At 65.7% G+C, this 21,261-nt stretch carries 23 protein-coding genes; 12 read left to right on the top strand and 11 right to left on the bottom strand.

What is annotated here, in order from left to right; genetic code table 11:
- Window positions 1-121 precede the first annotated feature (121 nt).
- The 3 genes from PMI15_RS05785 to PMI15_RS05775 are packed head-to-tail and all read left to right on the top strand — an operon-like array spanning window position 122 to window position 2,676.
- Entirely contained in the window at window positions 122-1,078 is a 957-nt protein-coding gene (locus PMI15_RS05785) for an ABC transporter substrate-binding protein (RefSeq protein WP_007865053.1), read from the top strand.
- Between the two features lie 12 nt (window positions 1,079-1,090).
- A complete protein-coding gene (locus PMI15_RS05780) occupies window positions 1,091-1,870 on the top strand; it encodes an ABC transporter permease (protein ID WP_007865047.1) in 780 nt (259 codons plus the stop codon).
- Window positions 1,867-2,676, top strand: a complete 810-nt coding sequence (locus tag PMI15_RS05775) for an ABC transporter ATP-binding protein (RefSeq protein ID WP_007865045.1) — start codon at window positions 1,867-1,869, stop codon at window positions 2,674-2,676. The genes PMI15_RS05780 and PMI15_RS05775 overlap by 4 nt, the downstream gene beginning before the upstream one ends.
- Window positions 2,677-2,685: 9 nt before the next feature.
- On the opposite strand, the gene PMI15_RS05770 is transcribed toward PMI15_RS05775, so the two are convergent.
- Complete coding sequence (locus PMI15_RS05770) at window positions 2,686-3,648, bottom strand: YeiH family protein (protein WP_007865043.1); 963 nt, start codon at window positions 3,646-3,648, stop codon at window positions 2,686-2,688.
- Between the two features lie 324 nt (window positions 3,649-3,972).
- On the opposite strand from PMI15_RS05770, the gene PMI15_RS05765 reads away from it, so the two are divergent.
- Genes PMI15_RS05765 through PMI15_RS05745 form a run of 5 tightly spaced genes read left to right on the top strand, consistent with a single transcriptional unit; the run spans window position 3,973 to window position 8,651 of the window.
- Complete coding sequence (locus tag PMI15_RS05765; protein WP_007865040.1) at window positions 3,973-4,854, top strand: glycine betaine ABC transporter substrate-binding protein; 882 nt, start codon at window positions 3,973-3,975, stop codon at window positions 4,852-4,854.
- Window positions 4,855-4,905: 51 nt separating this feature from the next.
- Complete coding sequence (gene hutH, locus PMI15_RS05760; protein WP_007865038.1) at window positions 4,906-6,426, top strand: histidine ammonia-lyase; 1,521 nt, start codon at window positions 4,906-4,908, stop codon at window positions 6,424-6,426.
- Window positions 6,423-7,046 carry an ABC transporter permease gene (locus PMI15_RS05755; protein WP_007865037.1) on the top strand — a complete coding sequence of 208 codons (624 nt, stop codon included), beginning with the start codon at window positions 6,423-6,425 and terminating at the stop codon, window positions 7,044-7,046. Before hutH ends, PMI15_RS05755 begins: the two co-directional genes overlap by 4 nt.
- A gap of 16 nt (window positions 7,047-7,062) precedes the next feature.
- Window positions 7,063-7,704 (top strand): ABC transporter permease, encoded by a 642-nt coding sequence (locus PMI15_RS05750; protein ID WP_007865034.1) that lies wholly within the window; start codon window positions 7,063-7,065, stop codon window positions 7,702-7,704.
- Window positions 7,701-8,651, top strand: a complete 951-nt coding sequence (locus PMI15_RS05745; RefSeq protein WP_007865031.1) for an ABC transporter ATP-binding protein — start codon at window positions 7,701-7,703, stop codon at window positions 8,649-8,651. Before PMI15_RS05750 ends, PMI15_RS05745 begins: the two co-directional genes overlap by 4 nt.
- Here PMI15_RS05745 and PMI15_RS05740 read toward each other — a convergent pair.
- From PMI15_RS05740 to PMI15_RS05730, 3 genes are all read right to left on the bottom strand, one after another.
- Window positions 8,648-10,042 (bottom strand): MFS transporter, encoded by a 1,395-nt coding sequence (locus PMI15_RS05740; RefSeq protein ID WP_007865028.1) that lies wholly within the window; start codon window positions 10,040-10,042, stop codon window positions 8,648-8,650. The two genes, PMI15_RS05745 and PMI15_RS05740, sit on opposite strands and share 4 nt — an antisense overlap.
- 236 nt (window positions 10,043-10,278) lie before the next feature.
- Window positions 10,279-10,851 carry a hypothetical protein gene (locus tag PMI15_RS05735; RefSeq protein WP_007865025.1) on the bottom strand — a complete coding sequence of 191 codons (573 nt, stop codon included), beginning with the start codon at window positions 10,849-10,851 and terminating at the stop codon, window positions 10,279-10,281.
- Window positions 10,852-10,910: 59 nt separating this feature from the next.
- Window positions 10,911-11,132, bottom strand: coding sequence for a CsbD family protein (locus PMI15_RS05730; protein ID WP_007865022.1), 222 nt, complete (start codon window positions 11,130-11,132; stop codon window positions 10,911-10,913).
- Between the two features lie 223 nt (window positions 11,133-11,355).
- Here PMI15_RS05730 and PMI15_RS05725 point away from each other — a divergent pair, with 223 nt between their 5' ends.
- Together PMI15_RS05725 and PMI15_RS05720 are read left to right on the top strand one after the other, a co-directional pair.
- Window positions 11,356-11,772, top strand: a complete 417-nt coding sequence (locus PMI15_RS05725) for a MarR family winged helix-turn-helix transcriptional regulator (RefSeq protein ID WP_007865019.1) — start codon at window positions 11,356-11,358, stop codon at window positions 11,770-11,772.
- Between the two features lie 80 nt (window positions 11,773-11,852).
- The gene (locus tag PMI15_RS05720; RefSeq protein WP_007865016.1) at window positions 11,853-12,251 is read left to right on the top strand and encodes a 4-oxalocrotonate tautomerase family protein; all 399 of its coding nucleotides are present in this window, start codon (window positions 11,853-11,855) and stop codon (window positions 12,249-12,251) included.
- Here the strand turns inward: PMI15_RS05720 and PMI15_RS05715 are convergent, their stop codons facing one another.
- Window positions 12,252-13,871, bottom strand: coding sequence for an iron ABC transporter permease (locus PMI15_RS05715; protein ID WP_007865012.1), 1,620 nt, complete (start codon window positions 13,869-13,871; stop codon window positions 12,252-12,254).
- Between the two features lie 109 nt (window positions 13,872-13,980).
- Here PMI15_RS05715 and PMI15_RS05710 point away from each other — a divergent pair, with 109 nt between their 5' ends.
- On the top strand, window positions 13,981-15,054 hold the full coding sequence (locus PMI15_RS05710) for an ABC transporter ATP-binding protein (protein WP_007865009.1): 1,074 nt from the start codon (window positions 13,981-13,983) through the stop codon (window positions 15,052-15,054).
- Window positions 15,055-15,068: 14 nt separating this feature from the next.
- Here PMI15_RS05710 and PMI15_RS05705 read toward each other — a convergent pair whose 3' ends face one another.
- From PMI15_RS05705 to PMI15_RS05680, 6 genes are all read right to left on the bottom strand, one after another.
- Window positions 15,069-15,809 carry a 1-acyl-sn-glycerol-3-phosphate acyltransferase gene (locus PMI15_RS05705; RefSeq protein ID WP_007865007.1) on the bottom strand — a complete coding sequence of 247 codons (741 nt, stop codon included), beginning with the start codon at window positions 15,807-15,809 and terminating at the stop codon, window positions 15,069-15,071.
- A 15-nt stretch (window positions 15,810-15,824) separates the two neighbouring features.
- Window positions 15,825-17,123: a dihydroorotase gene (locus PMI15_RS05700; RefSeq protein WP_007865005.1), complete on the bottom strand. Its 1,299-nt coding sequence runs from the start codon at window positions 17,121-17,123 to the stop codon at window positions 15,825-15,827.
- A 14-nt stretch (window positions 17,124-17,137) separates the two neighbouring features.
- On the bottom strand, window positions 17,138-18,100 hold the full coding sequence (locus tag PMI15_RS05695) for an aspartate carbamoyltransferase catalytic subunit (RefSeq protein WP_007865003.1): 963 nt from the start codon (window positions 18,098-18,100) through the stop codon (window positions 17,138-17,140).
- Window positions 18,101-18,169: 69 nt separating this feature from the next.
- Window positions 18,170-18,682 carry a bifunctional pyr operon transcriptional regulator/uracil phosphoribosyltransferase PyrR gene (gene pyrR / locus PMI15_RS05690; RefSeq protein ID WP_007865001.1) on the bottom strand — a complete coding sequence of 171 codons (513 nt, stop codon included), beginning with the start codon at window positions 18,680-18,682 and terminating at the stop codon, window positions 18,170-18,172.
- Complete coding sequence (gene ruvX / locus PMI15_RS05685) at window positions 18,679-19,110, bottom strand: Holliday junction resolvase RuvX (protein ID WP_007865000.1); 432 nt, start codon at window positions 19,108-19,110, stop codon at window positions 18,679-18,681. Before ruvX ends, pyrR begins: the two co-directional genes overlap by 4 nt.
- The gene (locus PMI15_RS05680) at window positions 19,107-19,694 is read right to left on the bottom strand and encodes a YqgE/AlgH family protein (protein WP_007864998.1); all 588 of its coding nucleotides are present in this window, start codon (window positions 19,692-19,694) and stop codon (window positions 19,107-19,109) included. Before PMI15_RS05680 ends, ruvX begins: the two co-directional genes overlap by 4 nt.
- A 65-nt stretch (window positions 19,695-19,759) precedes the next feature.
- On the opposite strand from PMI15_RS05680, the gene PMI15_RS05675 reads away from it, so the two are divergent.
- Window positions 19,760-21,232, top strand: coding sequence for a deoxyribodipyrimidine photo-lyase (locus tag PMI15_RS05675; protein WP_036837665.1), 1,473 nt, complete (start codon window positions 19,760-19,762; stop codon window positions 21,230-21,232).
- Window positions 21,233-21,261: the final 29 nt, after the last annotated feature.

The raw sequence follows: 21,261 nt of genomic DNA, 5'->3' as shown, positions 1-21,261 counted from the left end.
TGGGCATTAGCCCATGCGGCGTGCCCGGTCGGCCCACTCATCCCGATTGCACCCCAACGCGGCCCCGTTTAGGCCGTAAACAGGTTCTGCGATTCATCCGTTAACTCACTGGAGCACCTTCATGAAGAAACAACTCGTCCTTTCGATGCTGGCCGGCGTGGCAGCTCTCACCATGGGCGCCGCCCGCGCGCAGGAGACCAAGGTCGCCGTCGGCATTTCGGGTTGGACGGGTTTTGCCCCGCTGACCCTGGCCAAGGAAGCCGGCATCTTCAAGAAAAACGGGCTGGACGTGTCCATCAAGAAGATCCCGCAAAAAGACCGCCACCTCGCGATAGCCTCGGGTGACGTGCAGTGCGCCGCGACCACGGTGGAAACCTGGGTGGTGTGGAACGCCAACGGCGTGGCCACCACGCAGATCTTCCAGCTCGACAAAAGCTACGGCGCCGACGGCATGGTGGTGAAACCCGCCATCACCAAGATCACCGACCTCAAGGGCAAGACCGTGGCCGCCAGCGCACCCGGCACCTCGCCTTACTTCGCCCTGGCCTGGATGCTGAAAAAGAACGGCATGAGCACCAAGGACGTGAAGGTCGTCAACCTCGAACCGCAGGCCGCGGCCAATGCCATGATCGCGGGCACCGACGGCATAGACGCCGCGATGACTTACGAGCCCTACCTGGGCGCGGTGCGCGCCAAACCGGAGGCCGGCAAGATACTCGCCACCACGCTGGACTACCCCATGGTGATGGACACCTTCGGCTGCACGCCCAAGTTCCTGGCTGAAAACCCCAAGGCCGCCAAGGCCCTGGCCGACAGCTATTTCGACGCCGTCGAGATGATCCAGAAAGAGCCCAAGAAAAGCTTCGAGATCATGGGCGCCGACGTGAAGCAGAGCGGCGAAGCCTTTGAGGCGTCGTCCAAATACCTGCGCTGGCAGGACCGCGCCGCCAACCAGAAATTCTTTGCCGGCGAACACGCCGCCTTCAGCAAGGAAGCCGCCGATCTGTTGCTGGAAGCGGGCATCATCAAGTCGCTGCCCGATATGACCAAGCTGGCCGACACCCGTTTCTTGAAATAAGCCAGAAAACGCATGCGGCCCCTGCAACCCGTCTCGCCCGGCGCGCGCATCGCGCTGGGTGTCAGCTTCTTCGTTCTGTTCTTTGTCGTGTGGGCCGTCTTCACGCTGGGCGGCTATGTCTCCAAGACCTTTCTGGCCGACCCCATCACCATGGTGAGGTCGGGCTACGACCTGTTGGTGAACCAGGGTTTCATCAAGGACATCGGCATGACGGTCTGGCGGGTGCTGGGCGGTTTTGCGATTGCCGCCTTGCTGGCCGTGCCGCTGGGCGTGATGATGGGCGCCTACAAACCGGTTGAGGCTTTCTTTGAGCCCTTTGTGAGCTTCGCGCGCTACCTGCCGGCATCGGCCTTCATTCCGCTGCTGATCCTCTGGGCCGGCATTGGCGAAGCGCAAAAACTCTCGGTGATTTTTATCGGCTCCTTTTTCCAGCTGGTGCTGATGATTGCCGTGAGTGTGGGCAACACCCGGCGCGACCTGGTGGAGGCGGCTTACACCCTGGGCGCGGCCGACCGCGGCATCGTGGTGCGCGTGCTGCTGCCCAGCGCCGCGCCCGAAATCGCCGAGACCCTGCGCATGGTGCTGGGCTGGGCCTGGACCTATGTGATCGTCGCGGAGCTGATAGGCGCGTCCAGCGGTATAGGCCACATGATCACCGACAGCCAGGCGCTGCTGGCGACCGACCAGATCATCTTCGGCATCATCGTGATTGGTGTGTTTGGGCTGGTCACCGACCTGGCATTTAAAGCGCTGAACCGAAAACTTTTTCCCTGGGCTCAGTTAGGCCGATGACTTCCTCTTCCACCCCGATCCTGACCGTCACCCAGCTGTCCAAAACCTTCGCCGCCAACAAGGGCCCAGGCACGGTGGCTTTGCAGGCCACCGATTTGAACGTTGCGGAAAACGACTTCATCACCATCCTCGGCCCCTCGGGCTGCGGCAAGTCCACCCTGTTGCGCATGGTGGCCGGGCTGGACACGCCCACCAGCGGCAGCATTGTGCTGGACGGCAAGCCCATCGCCGGCCCGGGCGCCGACCGCGGCATGGTGTTCCAGAGCTACACGCTGTTCCCCTGGCTCAGCATCCTGCAAAACGTCTGCTTCGGCCTGCGCGAAAAAGGCATGGCGCTGGACGCGCAGCTGGACATCGCCCACCAGTTCATCAAAAAGGTGGGCCTGCAGGGTTTTGAAAACCACTTCCCCAAGCAGCTCTCAGGCGGCATGCAGCAGCGTACCGCGCTGGCGCGGGCCCTGGCCAACAACCCGCGCATCCTGCTGATGGACGAGCCCTTCGGCGCGCTGGACCACCAGACGCGCGAGCTGATGCAGGAGCTGCTGCAGGGCATCTGGGAGGCCGAGCAAAAAAACGTGCTGTTTGTGACGCACGACATCGACGAAGCCATCTTTATGGGCAGCCGTGTGGTGGTGATGAGCGCGCGGCCGGGCCGCATCAAGTGCGACATCGCCGTGCCGCTGGCGCACCCGCGCCATTACTCGGTCAAGACCACACCGGTGTTCACGGAGCTCAAGGCACGGCTCACTGAAGAAATCCGCGTGGAAGTGCACCGCGCGGCGGGGCTGCAGGCTCCGGCCGCCTGAGGCGCAGGCCTACAAGCCTAGCCGCAGCGCCATCACCGCGCCCAGCACCAGCGCGGCGATAAAGATTGTCTCGCCCACCAGCATGGCCACGGGCTGCCAGCCCAGCTTCATGAGGTCTTCAAAACTGGTCTTGATGCCGGCCGCCGCGATGGCGGTGACCAGCAGCCAGCGCGAGGCGTCGCTGGCGGCCTGGGTCATGGCCGGCGTGAAAGCGCCTATGGTGGCCAGCAGCACCAGCACGATAAAGGCCAGCAGGAAGCCGGGCACCAGCGGCACTTCCTCGTCCACCGCCTTGGCGTCGGGATGCTTGCGGTAGCTGATGGCGATCAGCAGCACGATGGGCATCAGCAGCATCACACGGAACAGCTTGACCACGGTGGCCGTGTCGCCGACCTCGGGGCCCAGCATCATGCCGGCCGCCACCACCTGCGCCACGTCGTGGATGGTGCCGCCCAGAAAGATGCCGCCCTGCGCGGGCGCCAGGCCTATGAGCTTCAAGGCAAAGGGGTAAAGAATCATGCTCAGCGTGGAGAGCACCGTGACACCGACCACGGCCAGCAGCGTGAAACGCTCGTTCTCCTTGGTCTGCGGCAGCACCGAGGAAATCGCCAGCGCGGCGGAGGCACCGCAGATGGCGACCGCGCCGCCCGAAAGCACGCCCTGCTCGCGCGGGCGCTTCAGCCATTTCGCCAGCAGCAGGCCGAAGCCGATGGTCAGCACCACCGCCGCCACGATGACCAGCGCCGTCCCCACGCCCAGCTTGGCCACCTGCGTCAGCGTGATGCGCGCGCCCAGCAGGGCCACGCCCACGCGCAGCAGGGTGCGACCGCAAAAATCCACGCCGGTCTTGACCTTGGGATTGCTGTTGAGGAAGTGGAAGGCCAGGCCTATCAGCAGCGCATACAGCAGCTGGGGCCCGCCGTAGTGCTCGGACAGAAAGGTCGCCGCCAGCGCGATGACCACACACACCATGGCGCCAGGCACGCTGGCTTTCAGAAGGGAAACGGAAGGAAGAAAAGACACTGGGGATAGAGCCGGGGCTGAGACCGGGAATGGGGCAAAAAAATGCCGGCGGCAAGGCTTCCGGCTGTTGTCTGGCTTATGCGGGAAACGGCTATCACCCGGTGATTTTCCGTCTTGCACGCACTATTTCCATATGCTACTATTATTAGGTTGTATATACAAGTTGAGGCATGGAAGGCACCAAGATGGCGTGCTTTTCAGGCACGGGATGTGCATGCAACAGGCCAGAAGATTCCTTGTTTCAGTTTCGCCGCAACCCCTCCGGAGATCACCATGAAGATCAGCAAACTTTTGGCCCTGTCCGCATTCGCGCTGGCCGCCTTCGCACCGCTCGCCTCCCACGCCCAGCAGGCCGTGCGCGTCGGCTCCAAAAACTTCACCGAGCAGTTCGTGCTCGCCGAAATCTACGCGCAGGCGCTGGACGCCGCGGGCATCAAGACCGAGAAAAAACTCAACCTGGGTGGCACGCTGATCGCCCAGAAGGCGATGGAAGAAAAGCAGATCGACTTCTACCCTGAGTACACCGGCACCATGCTGCTGGCGGTGCTCAAACAGGAACCCATGACGGACGCCAAGGCCGTGTACGACAAGGTCAAGGACGCCTACGCCAAGATGGGCTTTGTGCTGCTCAACCAGTCCAACCTGAACAACAGCTATGTGATGGTGGTACGCGCCGACACCGCGCAAAAGCTCAAGCTGGAAACCCTGTCCGACCTGGCCAAGGCCGCCAAGGACCTGAAGGTTGGCGCCGGCCCCGAGTTCCGCGACCGCAAGGACGGCCTGCCGGGCCTGAAGGCCAAGTACGAAATGGTCTTCGGCGAAGACCTGCAGATGGCCATAGGCCTGCGCTACCAGGCGCTCAAGAACGACCAGATCCAGGTCGTCAACGGCTACTCCACCGACGGCATGATCAGCGCGATGAAGCTCAAGCGCCTGCGCGACGACAAGAGCCTGTGGCCGCCGTATTTTGTGGTGCCGGTGATCCGCAAGGAAGTGCTGGATGCCAACCCCAAGATCGGTGAAGTGCTGAACCGCGTGAGCGCCCTGCTCGACGAGGCTTCCATGGCCCAGATGAACTACCAGGTTGACGGCGACAAGCTCGAGCCCAAGGACGTGGCCCGCGACTTCCTGAAGTCCAAGGGACTGGTCAAGTAAGCCTTCTTTCTTTCACACTCCCCGCAGCATCACCGTGAAAGTTCGTACGCCATGACAGTAGCGGTCGGGGAACAATGGCTGGGCATCAACGACCTGGTCCGCGTGGCGCGCAGCGGCGAGCCCGTTTCGCTGGCGCCCCGGGCGCGCGAACGTGTGGTTGCGGCGCGTGAGCTGGTGATGCGCCTGGCCACCTCGGGCCAGGCGATCTACGGCCTCAATTCCGCACTGGGCGCCAATACCGGTGCCGTGCTGGCCGAAGGCGACCTTGAGGATTACCAGCGCCGCGCCGTGCGCGCCCGGGCCGTGGCCGTGGGTCCGGCCTATGACAAAACGTCCGTGCGCGCCATGCAGTTCGCGCGCATCGCCGGCCTGTCGCGCGGCGGCTCGGGTGTCTCGCCGGCGGTGCTGGACGCCTGCATCAACCTGCTGAATTTCCAGGTGCATCCGGTGGTGCCGCGCTTCGGCTCCATAGGCGTGGCCGACCTTCCCCAGCTTTCGCACCTGGCCTTGCCGCTGTTCGGCGAGGGCCAGGCCGAGGTGCGCGGTGAAGTAGTGGATGGCGCCGCCGCGCTGGAACGCGCGGGCCTGCAGCCCGTGAGCCTGGGCGCCAAGGACGGCTTGGCGCTGATCAGCTCCAACGCGGCGACCACCGCACGGGCTGCGATCGTGCTGCATGAGGCCCAGGTGGCGCTGGACGCCTGGCTGGCCGCCGTGGCGCTCGGTTATGAAGGTTTCCGGGCCAACCTGTCGCCGCTGCACCCCGCTGCGGTGGCGGCCCGCCCCGCCGCCGGCCAGGTGGAAGTGGCGCGCCGGCTGCGCGAGCTTCTCAAGGGCAGCGCGCTGCTGGAGCCGGATGCCGCGCGCCGCGTGCAGGACCCGGTGTCCCTGCGCGTGGTGCCGCAGGTGCATGGCGCCGCGCGCGACATGGTGGACGCGGCCTGCGCGCAGGTCGAGATCGAACTCAACAGCGCGGCCGACAGCCCCCTGGTGCTCACCGAACAGGGCGTGATGCTTTCCAACGGCAACTTCCACGTGCCGGCCCTGGCATTGGCGCTGGACGCCTCGGCGATCGCGCTGGCACAAGCGGCCAGCATGTCGGTGTCGCGCAGCCAGCGTTTTATGTCGCCGGGGCTGACCGGCCTGCCCTTGCAGCTCACGCGCCACGGCCCGGCCCATTCGGGTTTTGCGACGGTGCAAAAAACCCTGACCGCGCTCTGGGCCGAGGTGCGGCTGCGCGCCAACCCCGGCTCGCTCGATTACCTGCCGGTGTCCGAAGCGCTGGAAGACCATGCCTGCATGGCGCTGGGCGTGGCCGAAAAACTCGGTGAACTGGTGGAGCGCCTGCGCTACCTGATCGCCATCGAGCTGCTGGTCGCGGCCCAGTCGGTGGATCTGCGCGAACTCAAGCCCGGCCAGATGGGCGAAGGCACGCGGCGCAGCTTTGAACAGGTGCGCAAGCTGGTTCCCATGCTGGACCAAGACCGCCCGCTGGGCCCGGACATAGACCGCATCCAGAGCGCCGTCGCCGCGGGCGTGTTCGGCCCCGAGAGCGCCAAGGCAGTGGGCGCATGAACTGGCTCCTTCGCAACTGGCCCGATGTGCTGCACGCGCTGTGGGAGCACGTGGCGATCTCGCTGACGGCCCTGGCCATCGCTTTCGCCATCTCGCTGGTGATCGGGATCGTGGCCGCGCGGCGTGAAAAGCTCTACGGCACGGTGATGACGGTCTCAGGCCTTTTGTACACGATTCCGACGCTGGCCTTCCTGGCCTTCCTGATTCCCGTGGTGGGCCTCGGCCGCGCCAACGCCATCATCACCATGGTGGCCTTTTCGCTGATGATCTTGATCCGCAGCGTGGCCACCGGCATACGCGAGGTGCCGGCCGACATCATCGACGCGGCGCGCGGCATGGGCATGAACAAGGCGCAGATCATGCGGCGCATAGAGCTGCCGCTGGCCCTGCCGCTGATCGTGGCCGGCCTGCGCGTCTCGGCCGTGACCGTGATCAGCGTGACGGTGGTGGCCGCCTACGTGAATGCGGGCGGGCTGGGCACGCTGATCTTCAACGGCATCGCGAGCGACCACCCGGCCAAGATCTGGACCGGCGCGCTGACGGTCTGCCTGCTCTCCGTCATCGTTGACCTGAGCCTGGCCCTGCTTGAGCGGCGGCTTAAAAACCGGCGCGCAGCCTGAACACCAAGAGGCCCTGATGCTTGCCGACGCCTGGAACTATGTCCTGTCGCACCCCGCGCAGTTTTACCGCGCGCTGGGGGTGCACATCGCGCTGTCGGCCTCGGCGCTGCTGATCGCCGCGCTGGTCTGCATCCCGGCCGGCATTGCAGTGGCGCGCAGACACGGCTTGTCGCTGGCTGTCGTCAACGCCGCCAACGTCGGGCGCACCCTGCCCTCGCTCGCCGTGCTGGCACTGGTGATGCCGGTACTGGGAACCGGCTTTGCGCCCGCTCTCTTCGCCCTCACGCTGATCGCGCTGCCGCCCATCGTGACGCACACCATCGTCGGCATGCGCGGCGTGGATGCCGACGCGGTTGACGCAGCCATTGGCATGGGCATGACACGCACCGCCCTGCTGTGGCGGGTCGAGCTGCCCATGGCCATGCCGGTGATCTTCGCCGGCCTGCGTACGGCGGCGGTGCAGATCATTTCGGGCGCCGTGCTGGCCGCCTTTATTGGCGGCGGCGGGCTGGGCGACTTCATCACCGCCGGCATCGCCATGATGGCCGTTCCGCAGCTGCTGGTGGGTGCCATCCCGGTGGCGCTGCTGGCGCTGGGCACCGATTTTCTTTTTGGCGCGTTGCAGCGCCGCATGACTCCGCAAGGGCTTCGCGCATGATCACACTGGACCGCCTCACCAAGTCCTTCGGCGGCAGCGCCCAGTCGGCCGTCGACGGGCTGTCGCTGACCGTCAATACCGGCGAAATCTGCGTGCTGATTGGCCCCTCGGGCTGCGGCAAGACCACCACCATGCGCATGATCAACCGCATGGTTGAGCCCGACTCGGGCCGCATCGAGGTGGGCGGGCGCGACGTCACCAAGATAGACGCGGTGGAACTGCGCCGCTCCATAGGCTATGTGATCCAGCAGGTGGGCCTGTTCCCGCACATGACTTTGGCCGAAAACGTGGCCACCGTGCCCAGGATGCTGGGCTGGGATTCGGCCCGCATCGCAAAGCGTGTGGACGAGCTGCTGGCGCTGGTACACATGGACCCGTCTGTCTACCGCAACCGCTTTCCGCGCGAGCTCTCGGGCGGGCAGAAGCAGCGCGTGGGCGTGGCGCGGGCGCTGGCGGCGGACCCGCCGGTGATGCTGATGGACGAGCCCTTCGGCGCCATAGACCCGATCACGCGGGCGCGCCTGCAGGACGAGTTTTTGCGCATACTGCGCGAGCTCGGAAAGACCATTGTGTTTGTCACGCATGACATCGACGAGGCCATTCGCATGGGCTCGCGCATCGCCATCCTGCGCAGCGGCAAGGTGGTGCAGTACGACACGCCGGAGCGCATCCTTTCGCATCCGGCCGATGCTTTTGTCGAGGCCTTTGTGGGCGGCGACCGATCGCTCAAGCGGCTGGCCCTGCTGACGGCCGGCCCCTATGTGGAAAGCGGCACGCCCGCCGCCGGCGCGCCGCGCCTGCCGGCCGCAACGCCGCTGCGCGATGCCCTGTCGGCCATGCTGGACGCGGGCGCGAACGAGGCCGCGATTGTGGACGAACAGGGCCAGCCCCTGGGGCGCGTCACGCTGCAAAGCATTCAGCAGGCTGCCGCGGTCGCGCGCACTTAAGCCTGGCGCATCCTGAGGCCGCTGCAGACGCCGGCCAGGGCCGCGAAGCCGGCCGCCAGCCACAGCGCCACAAAGGAGCCATGGCCGCCCTGCGGGTCGAACATCGCAAAAATCATCGCCAGCAGCACCGCGCCCAGGGTCTGGCCGGTCAGGCGCGCCGTGCCCAGCATGCCGCTGGCGCCGCCGCTGCGGTGCGGCGGCGCCGAGGTGATGATAGTGTGGTTGTTGGGTGACTGGAACAGGGCGTAGCCCACGCCGCACAGCGCCATGCGCCAGACGATGTCAAGCTGCGATGGATGCGGCGGCAGCACCGCCAGCAGGGCCAGGCCCAGTGCCAGCAAGGCCATGCCTATGCTGCCCAGCAGGCCACCCGAATAGCGCCCTATGAGCCGCCCCACCACCGGCGACGCCACCACAATGGCCAGCGGCCAGGCCGTCAGCAGCAGGCCGGCCTGCAGGTGGCTGAAGCCGTAGTTGCCCAGCAGCAGGAAAGGCAGGCTCACATAGGCCAGGGTCTGCGCGCAGAAAGCGCCAATCGATGTGCCCATGGACAGTGCGAACACGGGAATGCGCAGCAAATCCAGCGGGAACAACGGCAACGGCTGGGCCAGCTGGCGCCGCACATAGATCACGCCGACCACAATGCCGGCGGCCAGTTCGGCCAGCGGCAGCCACAGCGAAGCGGCGGGCGCGCCGCCCGGCACGGCCTCGGCGCGCACGCCCAGGCCGTCGACGCCGAGGAACACCAGGCCGAACATCAGCGCGTTGAGCAGCACGTCGAGCGGGGCGAGGCGCAAGCCCTCGGCCCTGGACGGGTTGTCGGGCAGGGCTTTGCGGCCCAGCCACAGCGACAGCAAGCCGAAAGGCACGTTGAGCGCGAACAGCCAGGGCCAGGAAGCCACCGAAAGAATGCCCGCCGCGATCGAGGGCCCGGCCACCGAGGCCGTGGCCACCACCAGCGAGTTGATCGCGATGCCGCGGCCCAGCAGATGCTTGGGGTAGATGAGTCGCACCAGCGCCGTGTTCACGCTCATGAGGCCGGCCGCGCCCAGGCCCTGCAGCACGCGGGCCAGCGCCAGCGTGGTCAGCGAGTCGGCCATGGCGCAGGCGGCCGAGGCCAGCGTGAACACCGACAGGCCCACCAGGTAGACGCGGCGGTAGCCGACGATGTCGCCCAGCGTGGCCAGGGGCAACAGCAAAGCCAGCGTGGCGACCTGGTAGGCGTTGATGACCCAGATGGATTGCGCGGGCGTGGCGTTGAGCTCGCGCGTGATGTCGGGCAGCGCCAGGTTGACGATGGTGCCGTCGAGCACCGCCATGACGATGCCGAGAATGATGACCAGCAGCGCAGGCAATCGCTGGCCCGCGGGCAAACCATCCTGAACAAGCATTGAGGCCTTTGGTAGAGGGCGGGCGGCAAGGGAAACTCGGCCGCCGCGAAGCGTCTATTCTAGGAGCGCGGCCCCAAGCGGGCCGGGGGCGGCGCCCTTGTCCCAGCGCCTTGCTTGGGAAAGCCGCAGGCCGGGTAGCAAAGGCACGCCAGATGCGACAAATCCCGGCCTGCAAGCAGGGCCGGGATTTGCCTGTGGGCGAGTGCGCCCGCGAGTGCCGCTGGCGCGGCCCCGCATTACTTCATGCCGTACTTGGCCTTGGCGTCATTCTGGCAGCCGTCCTTGGCCGCGCCAGTCAGCGCGTCGCAACGCTCCTTGGCGGCCTTGTACTCCGCATCGCGTTTTTCGGAGTTGGCCTCCTTGCGGGTATCGGCCATTTTTTCGCTCTTGTCCTTGCTGGTGTCGGCCGAGGTCTTCACCACCTTGGCGTCTTCCTTGGCCTTCACATGGGTGGCCTTGGCGTCCTTGATGCAGACGTCCTTGGCGTTGCCCTTCTGGTCGTCGCATTTTTCCTTGGCCGTGTCGTAAGCGGCATCGGCCTTGGCGAAGGCGACTTTTTCGGTGTTGCGCGGGCTGGGCTTGTACTGCGCTTCGAGTTCGGCCTTGGCGACCTTCTCAACGCCCTTGGCTTCCGAAATGCAGATGTCCTTGGCGTTGTCCTTCAGCGTGCCGCATTTGTCGCGGCTGGCCTTGTAGTCGGCCGAGATGCGGTCTTCCTGGGCCTTGTACTCTTCCTTGGTCAGCGCCATGACGTTGCCGGCGAAAGCGCAGGACATCACGGCGGTCAGCATCAACAGTCTGGTCTTCATGGGTAACTCCTTGGGATGGTGTGGATCGTTATGGTGGTTTCGGGTAAGAGCAAGGCGGCTCAGTAGCGCTCGAAGAAATCCGTCGGGTTGCGGTTTTTCCACACGGCAACCTGTCTTTCGGCTTCCTCCTTGCTGATGCCATGGCGCTCCTGAATCTTGCCGAGCAGCTGTTCGCGCTTGCCGGCGATCACCTCAAGGTCGTCATCGGTCAGCTTGCCCCACTGCTCCTTGACCTTGCCCTTGAACTGGCGCCAATTGCCTTGCATGCGTTCCTGGTTCATGGCTTTCTCCTCGAAAGGGTTGACGAATTCACCCGGGGTCCGCAAGCACGCTTGCAGGCAACGGGCGGCATGGATTCACCTTAGGAGCTATCCCGCGCGGCCGCCGTAGGCCCGCGTATTCGATGGGCGTAGGTTCATGCTTACAGCCCTGTTGCGGCACCCTTGCGGCCCTGGGCTTGTTATGTAGTTGCATAGCTAATTAATTTCTGCTACGATGCCTTCCATGTTTGACCACTGCCTTTATTTCAATACCACCGCGCTGGCCCGCCTGGTCGACAAGGAGTGGACGCTGGCCTTCAAGCCTTTCGGCGTCACACCCTCCCAGGGTTTCATGCTGCGCCTGGTACTCAAGCAGCCCGGCATGCCGCAGCACGAGATCGCCGACGAACTGACGATCTCGCGCCCCACGGCCACGCGCCTGCTCGACGGCCTGCAGGCGCTGGGGCTGGTGGAGCGCAGGAGCCTGGAATCCGACGGCCGGCACTGGGCGGTGTTTCCCACGGCGCAGGCCGAGGCCCTGCATGCCGGCATCAACAAGGCCAGCGGCGAGGTGACGCGCCGCATCCAGCAACAGATCGGAAAGGAGAACTTCGATGAAACCGTAGCCCGCGTCAGGAGCGTGTCTTCCGCGCTCAAATAAGCCATTCCTTCATGTTTCCTTTTTTTTGCCCATATAGTTGCGTAGCTAACTAATTACCTTTAACCCACCGGAGAAGTCACATGCCCATCCTCAACGTCAAAGTCAGCCAGCCCGCCAGCCCCCAACTGACGAACGCCATCGCCGAAACCCTGCTGGAGCTGACCACGCGCATCCTGCGCAAGAAGCGCGAACTCACCGCCATCGCGATCGACTTCGTGTCGCCCGAGCACTGGATCGTGGGCGGCAGCACGCTGGCCAGCCAGGGCAAGAACAGTTTTTATTTCGACATCAAGGTGGTGGACGGCACCAACACCAAGGACGAGAAGGCGCAGTACGTGGCCGAGGCCTTTGCCGCCTTCAGCAAGCTGCTGGGCAATGTGCACGAGGAAAGCTACATCTACGTGCACGACGTGCGCGCGGAGGCCTACGGCTTTGGCGGCCTGACGCAGGAATACCGCTACATCAAGGCCAAAGTCTGATCACTTGGAACGCAGCGTGCGGCTCAGCAGCGCGACGGGCAGCAGGCCCACCAGCACCAGGGCCAGCGCGGGCAAGGCGGCTTCGCCGAGCCGCTCGTCGCGCGCAAGCTGGTACGTGACGACGGCCAGGGTGTCGCTGTTAAAGGGCCGCAGCACCAGCGTGGCGGGCAGCTCCTTCATGACGTCGACAAACACCAGCAGGCCGGCCGCCGCGACCGAGCGCTTGAGCAGCGGCCAGTGCACGCGCGCGAGTATGCCCAGGCCGGGCGTTCCCAGCATGCGCGCGCTGTCGTCAAAGCTCGCGGGAATGCGTGAATAACCGCTTTGCAGGCTCTGCAGTGCCACGGCGCTGAAACGCACCAGGTAGGCCCAGACAATCCCCAGCACGGTGGCCGTGACCCAGTAGCCCACGGCGGTTTGCGGCGCGGCCGCCTGCAGCCAGCCCACGGGCAGCAGCAGGCCGACCACGATGACCGCGCCGGGCACCGCATAACCAAGGCTGGCCAGTTGCAGCGCCGCACGCGTGAGCACATGCGGCTTGCGGCGCACCGCAAAGGCCAGGCCGAACGCCAGGGCCGTGGCCAGCAACGCGCTCAGGCCCGCGAGCCAGACGCTGTTGAGGGCCCAGCCGAAGAACTTGTCCCACAAGAGATTGTCCCAACCCAGGATGAGCGGGCGCAGCATGAAGAGCACGGGCAGCACGAAACCCAGCGCGATCGGCACGGCGCACACCAGCCAGGCCGACAGGGCACGAGCCCCCCGCAGCTGTACCGGCGCCGCGTCCTGTGCGCCGGCGCGCGCGCCGCGGCCGGTGGCAAAGCGCATGCGTTTTTGCGCGCCGTGCTCCACCCACAGCAGCAGTGCGACAAAAAACAGCAGCACCGTGGCCAGCTGCGCGGCGGCGATGCGGTTGTCCATGGACAGCCAGGCCTTGTAAATACCGGCGGTAAAGGTCTGTATGCCGAAATAGCTGGAGACACCGAAGTCGGCCAGCGTTTCCATGAGCGCCAGCGCCACGCCGGCGGCCACGGCCGGGCGCGCCAGCGGCAAGGCCACACCGCGTATGCGGCGCGACAGCGGCGCGCCCAGCAGCCGGGCCGCTTCCATCAGGTGCACGGCGCGCTCCGACAAGGCCGTGCGCGCCAGCAGATAGACGTAGGGGTAGAGCGCCACGGTGAACACCAGCACCGCACCGCCCAGGCTGCGCACTTCGGGCAACAGCCGGCCCTGCAGGCCGAATGACGCGCGCAACCAGCTCTGCAGCGGGCCGGCGTACTGGAGGAAGTCGGTGTAGGCATAGGCCAGCACATAGGCCGGCATGGCCAGCGGCAGCAGCAGCGCCCATTCAAACACCCGGCGCCCCGGAAACTCGAACAGCGTCACCGCGCTGGCCGTCGCCATGCCCACCACCGCGACGCCGAAAGCCACGCTGAGGCACAGCAGCAGGGAGGTGACGGTGTAGTCGGGCAGCACCGTCTGCAGCATCTGGACCAGGATGGACTGCGCCTGGGCATCGAACTGCAGCCAGGAGAGCCCTACGGCCACGACCGGCAGCGTGAGCAAGGCCACCAACAGAAAGAGCACGACGGAAGGAACAGTGGAAATCAGGCGGCGCAACATGTGAACCCGTAAAAAGGCCTCTGCAGAAAGAGGCCTCCCCTCGCTGCGCGCGCCATGGTGTTGCAGCGGTCACTGCAAATGAGAATTGTAAGCATCTACAATCGAGCCCATGTTTCTGGATATCTCCCAGCTGGGCGTGCACTATGCCGGCCGTTCAAAACCCGCGGTCGACGGCGTGTCCTTCAGCCTCCAGGCGGGAGAGATCGGCGTCCTGATCGGCCCCTCGGGCTGCGGCAAAACCACGCTGCTGAGGGCCGTCGCGGGCCTGGAGCATGCCAATGCCGGCAGCATCACGCTGGCCCGGCAGCTCGTCAGCAGCGCTGGTGTCCATGTACCGGCCGAATCGCGCCGCATCGGCATGGTGTTCCAGGATTACGCCCTGTTTCCGCATCTCGACGCGGCCCACAACGTGGCTTTCGGCCTCACCCACCTGCCCGCCGCCCAGCGGCAGCAGCGCGCCGGCGAGGTGTTGGAGCTTGTCGGCCTGGGCAATGTGCACAAGCGTTTCCCGCATGAACTTTCAGGCGGCCAGCAGCAGCGTGTGGCGCTGGCGCGGGCCCTGGCGCCGCAGCCGCGTTTGCTGCTGCTGGACGAGCCTTTTTCCAACCTGGACGTGGACCTGCGCGAGCGCCTGGCGCACGAGGTGCGCGGCATCCTGAAGGCCGCCGGGGCGACGGCGCTGTTTGTCACGCACGACCAGCTCGAGGCCTTCGCGATCGGCGACCGCATCGGCGTGATGCATCAGGGCAGCCTGCACCAGTGGGATGACGCTTATGCGCTGTACCACCGCCCCGCCACCCGCTTTGTGGCCGACTTCATAGGCCACGGCGTATTCGCGCAAGCCCACATCGAGCAGCGCGGCGAGGACGTGGTGGTGCACACCGCGCTCGGCGACCTCACGGACATGCTGGAATGCCCCCTGCCGGGCGCCTATGCCGACGGCCTGTGCGACGTGCTGCTGCGGGCCGACGACATCGTGCATGACGACAACGCGCCGGTCAAGGCGCAGATCCTGCGCAAGGCCTTTCGCGGCTCGGAATTTTTGTACACCCTCCAGCTGCAGACGGGCGAGACGGTGATGGCGCATGTGCCTTCACACCACAACCACGCGATCGGTGAATGGATAGGCATACGCGCCGAGGTCGACCACGTGGTGACTTTCCCGCGCGAAACCGGCTCCTAGGCCAAACCTGTGCCTCAAGCCTGCTGGCGCAGGCTTTCGATATCTTCGCGCAGCGTCTGCGCCCAGGCGCGCCGGGTCTGACCCTGCGGCGGCTGCGGCTCGCCAAAGACCACCACCGCCTTGAGCGGCGGCGCCGTGAGCGTGCGCCAGATCGAGCCGGCCAGGGTTTCGTCGTCCACATAGCTGGGTGCAAAACTGACGGCGCCGCTGGCCGCGTCGATGAATTTCAGCGCGAGCGGCTGCACAGGCACCGAGGCTTCTATGGCAGCCTGGATCAGGTTGGCGTGAAAGTGCTTGAGCGTGATGCCGTCACCCGTCGTGCCTTCGGGAAACACCGCAAGGATGTCACCAGCCTGCAGGCGTTCGGCCATTTGCGTGACCACCCGGTGCGCATCCCGGCGCGACTCGCGCTCGATGTACAGGGAGCCGGCGCCGTCGGACAGGGTGCGCACAAAGGGCCAGCCGCGCACGTCCGCCTTGGAGACAAACCGGCAGTGGCGCGAGGCATGCATCACCAGGATGTCCAGCCACGAAATATGGTTGGCCACCAGCAGCACCGGGCCGCCGGCGGGCGGCTTGCCCTTGACCACCAGCTCGATGCCGACGATGCGCAGCATGGCCCCGGCCCACACCTGCACACGCGCTTCCCGGTCGGCCTGCTCCAGCTTGGGGAACACGGTCTTGATCGTCCAGAAGCCTTGCACCGCGTGCACAGTGGCGCGCAGCAGCGTCCAGCAGAAACGGAGCCATCTCATGGGCTTGCGCGCGCCTCAGTGCGAGGCTTCAAAGGCGAGCTGCCCGCCCACCACTGTCCAACGCACGCGCACGGGCATCTGGTGGCCGCTAAACGGTGTATGTTTGCCCTGGCTGCGCAGCGTGGCCGGCTCCACCGTCCATTCGCCCTTTGGGTCGAACACGCAGATATCGGCCACGCCACCCTTGACGAGACGGCCCGAGCTGCCCTGCAGCGTGCCCAGCGCGTCGCCCAGCACGCGCGCGGGCTCGCTGGTCAGCACGGCCAGCGCGCGGACCAGGCCGGCCTGGCTGTCGGCGCCCCACTTGCAGGCCAGGCCCAGCAGCAGCTCCAGCCCGGTGGCACCGGGTTCGGCCTCGGCAAAGGGCAGGGTCTTGGCGTCTTCGTCGACCGGCGTGTGGTCGGACACCAGCGCGTCTACGGTGCCGTCGGCCAGGCCCTGACGTATCGCATCTCGGTCGCGCTGCTGGCGCAGCGGCGGGTCCAGGCGCATGCGGCTGTCGAAGTAGCCGATATCCACGTCGGTCAGGTGCAGGCTGTTGATGCTGACGTCGCAGCTCACGGCCAGGCCTTCGGCCTTGGCCTTGGCGACCAGCGCCACGCCCGCGGCGCTGCTGATGCGGCACAGGTGCACGCGCGCGCCGGTGGCACGCATCAGTTCAAAAATCGTGTGCAGCGCAATCGTCTCGGCGGCGACGGACACGCCGCTCAGGCCCAGGCGCGTGGCCAGCGCGCCGCTGGCGGCCACTCCCTGGCCCAGGTAGAGCTCCTGCGGCCGCAGCCAGACGGTGTAGCCGAAGGTGGCGGCGTACTGCAGCGCGCGCATCATGACCTGGGTGTTGGCCAGCGGCACCTCGGCCTGGCTGAAGCCCACGCAGCCGGCCTCGGTCAGTTCGACCATCTCGGTCAGCGTCTCGCCCTTGAGTGCCCGCGTCAGCGCGCCCAGCGGGAACACGCGCGACTGGTGCAGCTTTTCAGCGCGGAACTTGAGCATCTCCACCAGGCCGGGCTCGTCGAGCACCGGGTCGGTGTCGGGTGGGCAGACCAGGCTGGTCACCCCGCCGGCCACGGCCGCGGCCAGTTCGCTTTCGAGCATGCCCTCATGCTCATGGCCGGGCTCGCGCAGCCGGGCCGAAAGATCAACCAGGCCGGGCGCCACGATGCAGCCCGTGGCGTCAATCGTCTTGTTGGGTGCGAAATCGGCGGGCGTGCTTTTAAGCGAGACGATGCGGCCCGCGGCAATCGCCACGTCGCAGGTTTCGTCGAAGTTCGAGCCCGGGTCGATGACGCGGCCGTTCTTGATGAGTATCTTCATTCTTTTTTCTCCGCTCAGGCTTCGTTTCCGGCGACTATGCCCATGACCGCCATGCGGACCGCGATGCCGAAAGTCACTTGCGGCAGGATCACGCTCTGCGTGCCGTCGACCACGGCCGAGTCGATTTCCACGCCGCGGTTGATGGGCCCGGGGTGCATCACGATGGCATCGGGCTTGGCCAGCTGCAGTTTCTCGGGGGTCAGGCCGAAGCTCTTGAAAAACTCCTGGCTGCTGGGCAGCAGCGCGCCCGACATGCGTTCGTTCTGCAAGCGCAGCATGATGATCACGTCGGCACCCTTGATGCCTTCTTCGAGCGTGTTGCAGACGCGCACGCCCATCTGCGCCATATCGGCCGGCACCAGGGTCTTGGGGCCGACCACGCGCACCTCGGGGCAGCCCAGCGTGGTCAGCGCGTGGATGTCGGAGCGCGCCACGCGCGAGTGCAGCACGTCGCCGACGATGGCGACCGTGAGCTTGCTGAAGTCTTTTTTGTAGTGCCTGATGGTGTACATGTCCAGCAGGCCCTGCGTGGGATGCGCGTGGCGGCCGTCGCCGGCGTTGATCACGTGCACATGCGGGGCCACGTGCTGGGCGATCAGGTAGGGCGCGCCCGATTCGCTGTGGCGCACCACGAAGAGGTCGGCCGCCATGGCGCTCAGGTTGGCGATGGTGTCCAGCAGCGACTCGCCCTTGGAGGCCGAGGACCGCGCGATGTCCAGGTTGATGACGTCGGCCGACAGCCGCGTGGCGGCGATTTCAAAGGTGGTGCGGGTGCGCGTGGAGTTTTCGAAGAACAGGTTGAAGACGCTCTTGCCGCGCAGCAGCGGAACCTTTTTGACCTCGCGGTTGTTGACGCTGACGAAGTTGGCGGCCGTGTCGAGGATTTGCGTCAGCGTGGCCTTGGGCAGGCCTTCGATGGACAGCAGGTGGATCAGCTCGCCGTTCTTGTTGAGTTGTGGGTTTCGTCGGTACAGCACGGTGTGGACTCCTCTTGTTCTCTTATGGGTCTCGTTTTGTTCTTGGATCTTCGATCTTCGGGCTTGGGGCTAGGCCTGGTGGTCCTGCACCTGGAAGCTGAACTTGCCGTCCTCGGCGCGCGCCAGTTCCAGCGACTGCGAGGCCGGCAGGGCCACCCGCGCCACCGCGAGGTCGGGCTGCACCGGCAGTTCGCGCCCGCCGCGGTCCACCAGCACCACCAGCTTGACGCTGGCCGGCCGGCCGTAGTCGAACAGCTCGTTGAGCACCGCGCGTATGGTTCGGCCCGTGTAGAGCACGTCGTCGACCACGATCAGGTGGGCGCCGTTGACGTCAAACGGCAGCAGGGTCTGCCCGCTGGAGGCCAGGCCGCGCTGCGAAAAATCGTCGCGGTGCATGGAGGACGACAGGATGCCGGCCTCGCCGGCCAGGCCCAGGTCTTTTTGCAGGCGCTGCGCCAGCCAGGCGCCGCCCGAGGCCACGCCGACCAGCATGGGCGGCTGGGGATAGGATGCCAGCTGCTGGCGCATGCCGCGCAACAGGTCGCTGTACAGCGCCTCAGCGTCCAATGTCAGGCTGCTCATGGAAGACTCCTTAAAAATTGCTCGAGGATGATGCAGGCCGAAGCCGCGTCGGCGTCATGCGCGCCGCCGGCCAGGGCCTCGGTGGTGCTGTAGCGTTCATCGACCTCGAAAACCTGCAGGCCGAAGCGGCCGCGAAGCTGGCGGGCAAATTTCTGCGCGCGCACGGTATTTTCGTGGCTGGCCCCATCGGGATGAAAGGGAATGCCGACCACCAGCGCGTCGGGCTGCCACTCCTTGATGCGCGCCTCGACGGCCTTGAGGCGGGCGTCGCCGCCCTCGGCCGCGATGGTGGCCTGCGGCGACGCGGTGCGCGTGAGCACATTGCCGGTGGCCACGCCGGTGCGCTTGAGACCGAAGTCGAAAGCCAGAAAGGTGTGAAGATTGGGGGAGGCCTTTGCGGCCCGGGAAGGCATGGCCGCCAGGCTCATGCGTGACCGGCCTCGGGAGAGAGCATCCAGCTCTGCAAGCCCAGCAGCATCAGCGCCTTGTCGTAGCGCTGCTCGACCGGTGTGTCGAAGATCACGCCGACGTCGGCGGCGACGGTGAGCCAGCTGTTGTCGGAGATTTCCGATTCGAGCTGGCCTTCGCCCCAGGCCGAATAACCGAGCGAGACAAACACCCGGCGCGGGCCGGCGCCCGTGGACAGCGCTTCCAGCACGTCCTTGGAGGTGGTCATTTCAAGGCCGCCGGGAATCGTCATGGTCGAGGCATAGACCGATTCATTGCCGGGCATCATGGATTCGTGGAGCACAAAACCGCGCTCGGTCTGGACCGGGCCACCCTGGAATACCGGGGCCTGCGTGAGGTCGTCGCGGCGCAGCGGCAGCTCGACCTTGTCGAACAGGTTTTTGAGGTTGATGTCGCTGGGCTTGTTGATGACCAGTCCCAGCGCGCCGCGGTCGCTGTGTTCGCACATGTAAACCACGCTCTTGGCAAACGCTTCGTCGTCCATCCCCGGCATGGCGATGAGGAAGTGGTGCGTGAGGTTGATCGATGCGGAATCCGTGGCCATACGCGGATTTTACGCGCATGGAAGGCCGCGGCGTGGGCTTGGGGCGCTTTCGCTACCATCTCAGCATGCAAAAGAAATACCGCGCCGGCCTGATGTGGTTCAGGCGCGACCTGCGGGCCCAGGACAACGCCGCGCTGCACCACGCGCTGAAAGCTTGTAAGCAGGTGTTTTGCGTTTTTGTGTTTGACCGGGACATCCTGGACGCCCTGCCCCGCGCCGACCGCCGCGTGGAGTTCATACACGGCTCTGTGCTGAGCCTGGACGGCCAGCTGCAGCGGCTGGGCGCGGCACACGGCAATCCCGATGCAGGCCTCATCGTGGTGCATGGGCACGCCGCCGAGGCCGTGCCGCGGCTGGCCGCCGAATGGGCGGTCGATGCGGTTTTTGCCAACCATGATGACGAACCCCAGTCCCTGGCACGCGACGCCGCCGTGCAGGCCGCGCTGGAAAGCCGGGGCGTGGCCTTTCACAGCTTCAAGGACCATGTCATCTTTGAGCGCCAGGAAGTCTTGACGCTGGCGGGCAAGCCCTACACCGTGTTCACGCCCTACAAGAACGCCTGGCTCAGGAAGGTGGACGATTTTTACCTCAAGCCTTACCCGGTGGAGCGCTACGGCGCGGCGCTGGCGGCTGTCCCCGATAGAAAGCGCGCCATCCCCTCGTTGGCCGAGCTCGGTTTTGAAAAAACCAATCTCTCGGCACTCAAGATACCGACCGGCAGCGAAGGCGGGGAAGGGCTTTTTGAGGAGTTCAAAGGCCGCGTGGCGAACTATAAGGCGGCGCGCGACTTTCCGGCGATCAAGGGTCCCAGCTACCTGGGCGTGCACCTGCGCTTTGGCACGGTGTCGATCCGACGCCTGGCAGCCGCGGCACTGGGCCCTGAACACCGTGACAGCGAAGGCGCCGCGACCTGGCTCAGTGAATTGATCTGGCGAGATTTTTATGCGCAGATCCTCAGCAACTTCCCGCATGCGGTGCACGGCGCGTTCAAGACCGAATACGACGCGATCCGCTGGGAAAGCGGTGCCGGTGCCGACACACTGTTCCTGGCCTGGTGCGAGGGCCGAACCGGCTACCCGCTGGTCGACGCCGCAATGGCACAGATCAACCAGACCGGTTATATGCACAATCGCCTGCGCATGGTGACGGCGAGTTTCCTCGTGAAGGACCTGGGAATCGACTGGCGCCGGGGCGAACGCTACTTCGCTGAAAAACTCAATGATTTCGATCTCTCGGCCAACAACGGCGGCTGGCAGTGGGCGGCCAGCACAGGCTGCGACGCGCAGCCCTATTTCCGGATCTTCAATCCGGTCAGCCAGAGCGAGAAGTTCGATGCCGACGGCAGCTTTATCCGCCGTTACGTGCCGGCGCTGGCCAAGCTGCCCGCTGCGGCCATCCACAGCCCCTGGCTGGCCAAACCGCTGGAACTGGCGGCCGCTGGCGTGGTGATGGGGAAGGACTACCCGTGGCCCATCGTGCAGCACGACGAGGCTCGGGCGCTGACGCTGCAGCGCTATGCGGTGGTGAAAAAAGCCTAAGAACCTGTTCACGCCGCTCCCGCGCGGAG

It is taken from the genome of Polaromonas sp. CF318, from assembly GCF_000282655.1.
Classification (GTDB): domain Bacteria; phylum Pseudomonadota; class Gammaproteobacteria; order Burkholderiales; family Burkholderiaceae_C; genus Polaromonas.
Note: the sequence above shows the minus strand (reverse complement) of the source record. Positions and strands in the feature narration are given on the sequence as shown.

Excerpts from the sequence above, each read along its gene's own strand:
- PMI15_RS05740 (WP_007865028.1), bottom strand. The coding sequence starts at position 10,042 with ATGCTTGTTCAGGATGGTTTGCCCGCGGGCCAGCGATTGCCTGCGCTG.
- PMI15_RS05775 (WP_007865045.1), top strand. The coding sequence starts at position 1,867 with ATGACTTCCTCTTCCACCCCGATCCTGACCGTCACCCAGCTGTCCAAA.
- PMI15_RS05710 (WP_007865009.1), top strand. The coding sequence starts at position 13,981 with ATGTTTCTGGATATCTCCCAGCTGGGCGTGCACTATGCCGGCCGTTCA.
- PMI15_RS05705 (WP_007865007.1), bottom strand. The coding sequence starts at position 15,809 with ATGAGATGGCTCCGTTTCTGCTGGACGCTGCTGCGCGCCACTGTGCAC.
- pyrR (WP_007865001.1), bottom strand. The coding sequence starts at position 18,682 with ATGAGCAGCCTGACATTGGACGCTGAGGCGCTGTACAGCGACCTGTTG.
- PMI15_RS05770 (WP_007865043.1), bottom strand. The coding sequence starts at position 3,648 with ATGGTGTGTGTGGTCATCGCGCTGGCGGCGACCTTTCTGTCCGAGCAC.
- PMI15_RS05725 (WP_007865019.1), top strand. The coding sequence starts at position 11,356 with ATGTTTGACCACTGCCTTTATTTCAATACCACCGCGCTGGCCCGCCTG.
- PMI15_RS05745 (WP_007865031.1), top strand. The coding sequence starts at position 7,701 with ATGATCACACTGGACCGCCTCACCAAGTCCTTCGGCGGCAGCGCCCAG.
- PMI15_RS05700 (WP_007865005.1), bottom strand. The coding sequence starts at position 17,123 with ATGAAGATACTCATCAAGAACGGCCGCGTCATCGACCCGGGCTCGAAC.
- PMI15_RS05780 (WP_007865047.1), top strand. The coding sequence starts at position 1,091 with ATGCGGCCCCTGCAACCCGTCTCGCCCGGCGCGCGCATCGCGCTGGGT.
- PMI15_RS05675 (WP_036837665.1), top strand. The coding sequence starts at position 19,760 with ATGCAAAAGAAATACCGCGCCGGCCTGATGTGGTTCAGGCGCGACCTG.
- PMI15_RS05755 (WP_007865037.1), top strand. The coding sequence starts at position 6,423 with ATGAACTGGCTCCTTCGCAACTGGCCCGATGTGCTGCACGCGCTGTGG.
- PMI15_RS05715 (WP_007865012.1), bottom strand. The coding sequence starts at position 13,871 with ATGTTGCGCCGCCTGATTTCCACTGTTCCTTCCGTCGTGCTCTTTCTG.
- PMI15_RS05735 (WP_007865025.1), bottom strand. The coding sequence starts at position 10,851 with ATGAAGACCAGACTGTTGATGCTGACCGCCGTGATGTCCTGCGCTTTC.
- PMI15_RS05785 (WP_007865053.1), top strand. The coding sequence starts at position 122 with ATGAAGAAACAACTCGTCCTTTCGATGCTGGCCGGCGTGGCAGCTCTC.
- PMI15_RS05730 (WP_007865022.1), bottom strand. The coding sequence starts at position 11,132 with ATGAACCAGGAACGCATGCAAGGCAATTGGCGCCAGTTCAAGGGCAAG.
- PMI15_RS05720 (WP_007865016.1), top strand. The coding sequence starts at position 11,853 with ATGCCCATCCTCAACGTCAAAGTCAGCCAGCCCGCCAGCCCCCAACTG.
- hutH (WP_007865038.1), top strand. The coding sequence starts at position 4,906 with ATGACAGTAGCGGTCGGGGAACAATGGCTGGGCATCAACGACCTGGTC.
- PMI15_RS05765 (WP_007865040.1), top strand. The coding sequence starts at position 3,973 with ATGAAGATCAGCAAACTTTTGGCCCTGTCCGCATTCGCGCTGGCCGCC.
- ruvX (WP_007865000.1), bottom strand. The coding sequence starts at position 19,110 with ATGAGCCTGGCGGCCATGCCTTCCCGGGCCGCAAAGGCCTCCCCCAAT.
- PMI15_RS05680 (WP_007864998.1), bottom strand. The coding sequence starts at position 19,694 with ATGGCCACGGATTCCGCATCGATCAACCTCACGCACCACTTCCTCATC.
- PMI15_RS05750 (WP_007865034.1), top strand. The coding sequence starts at position 7,063 with ATGCTTGCCGACGCCTGGAACTATGTCCTGTCGCACCCCGCGCAGTTT.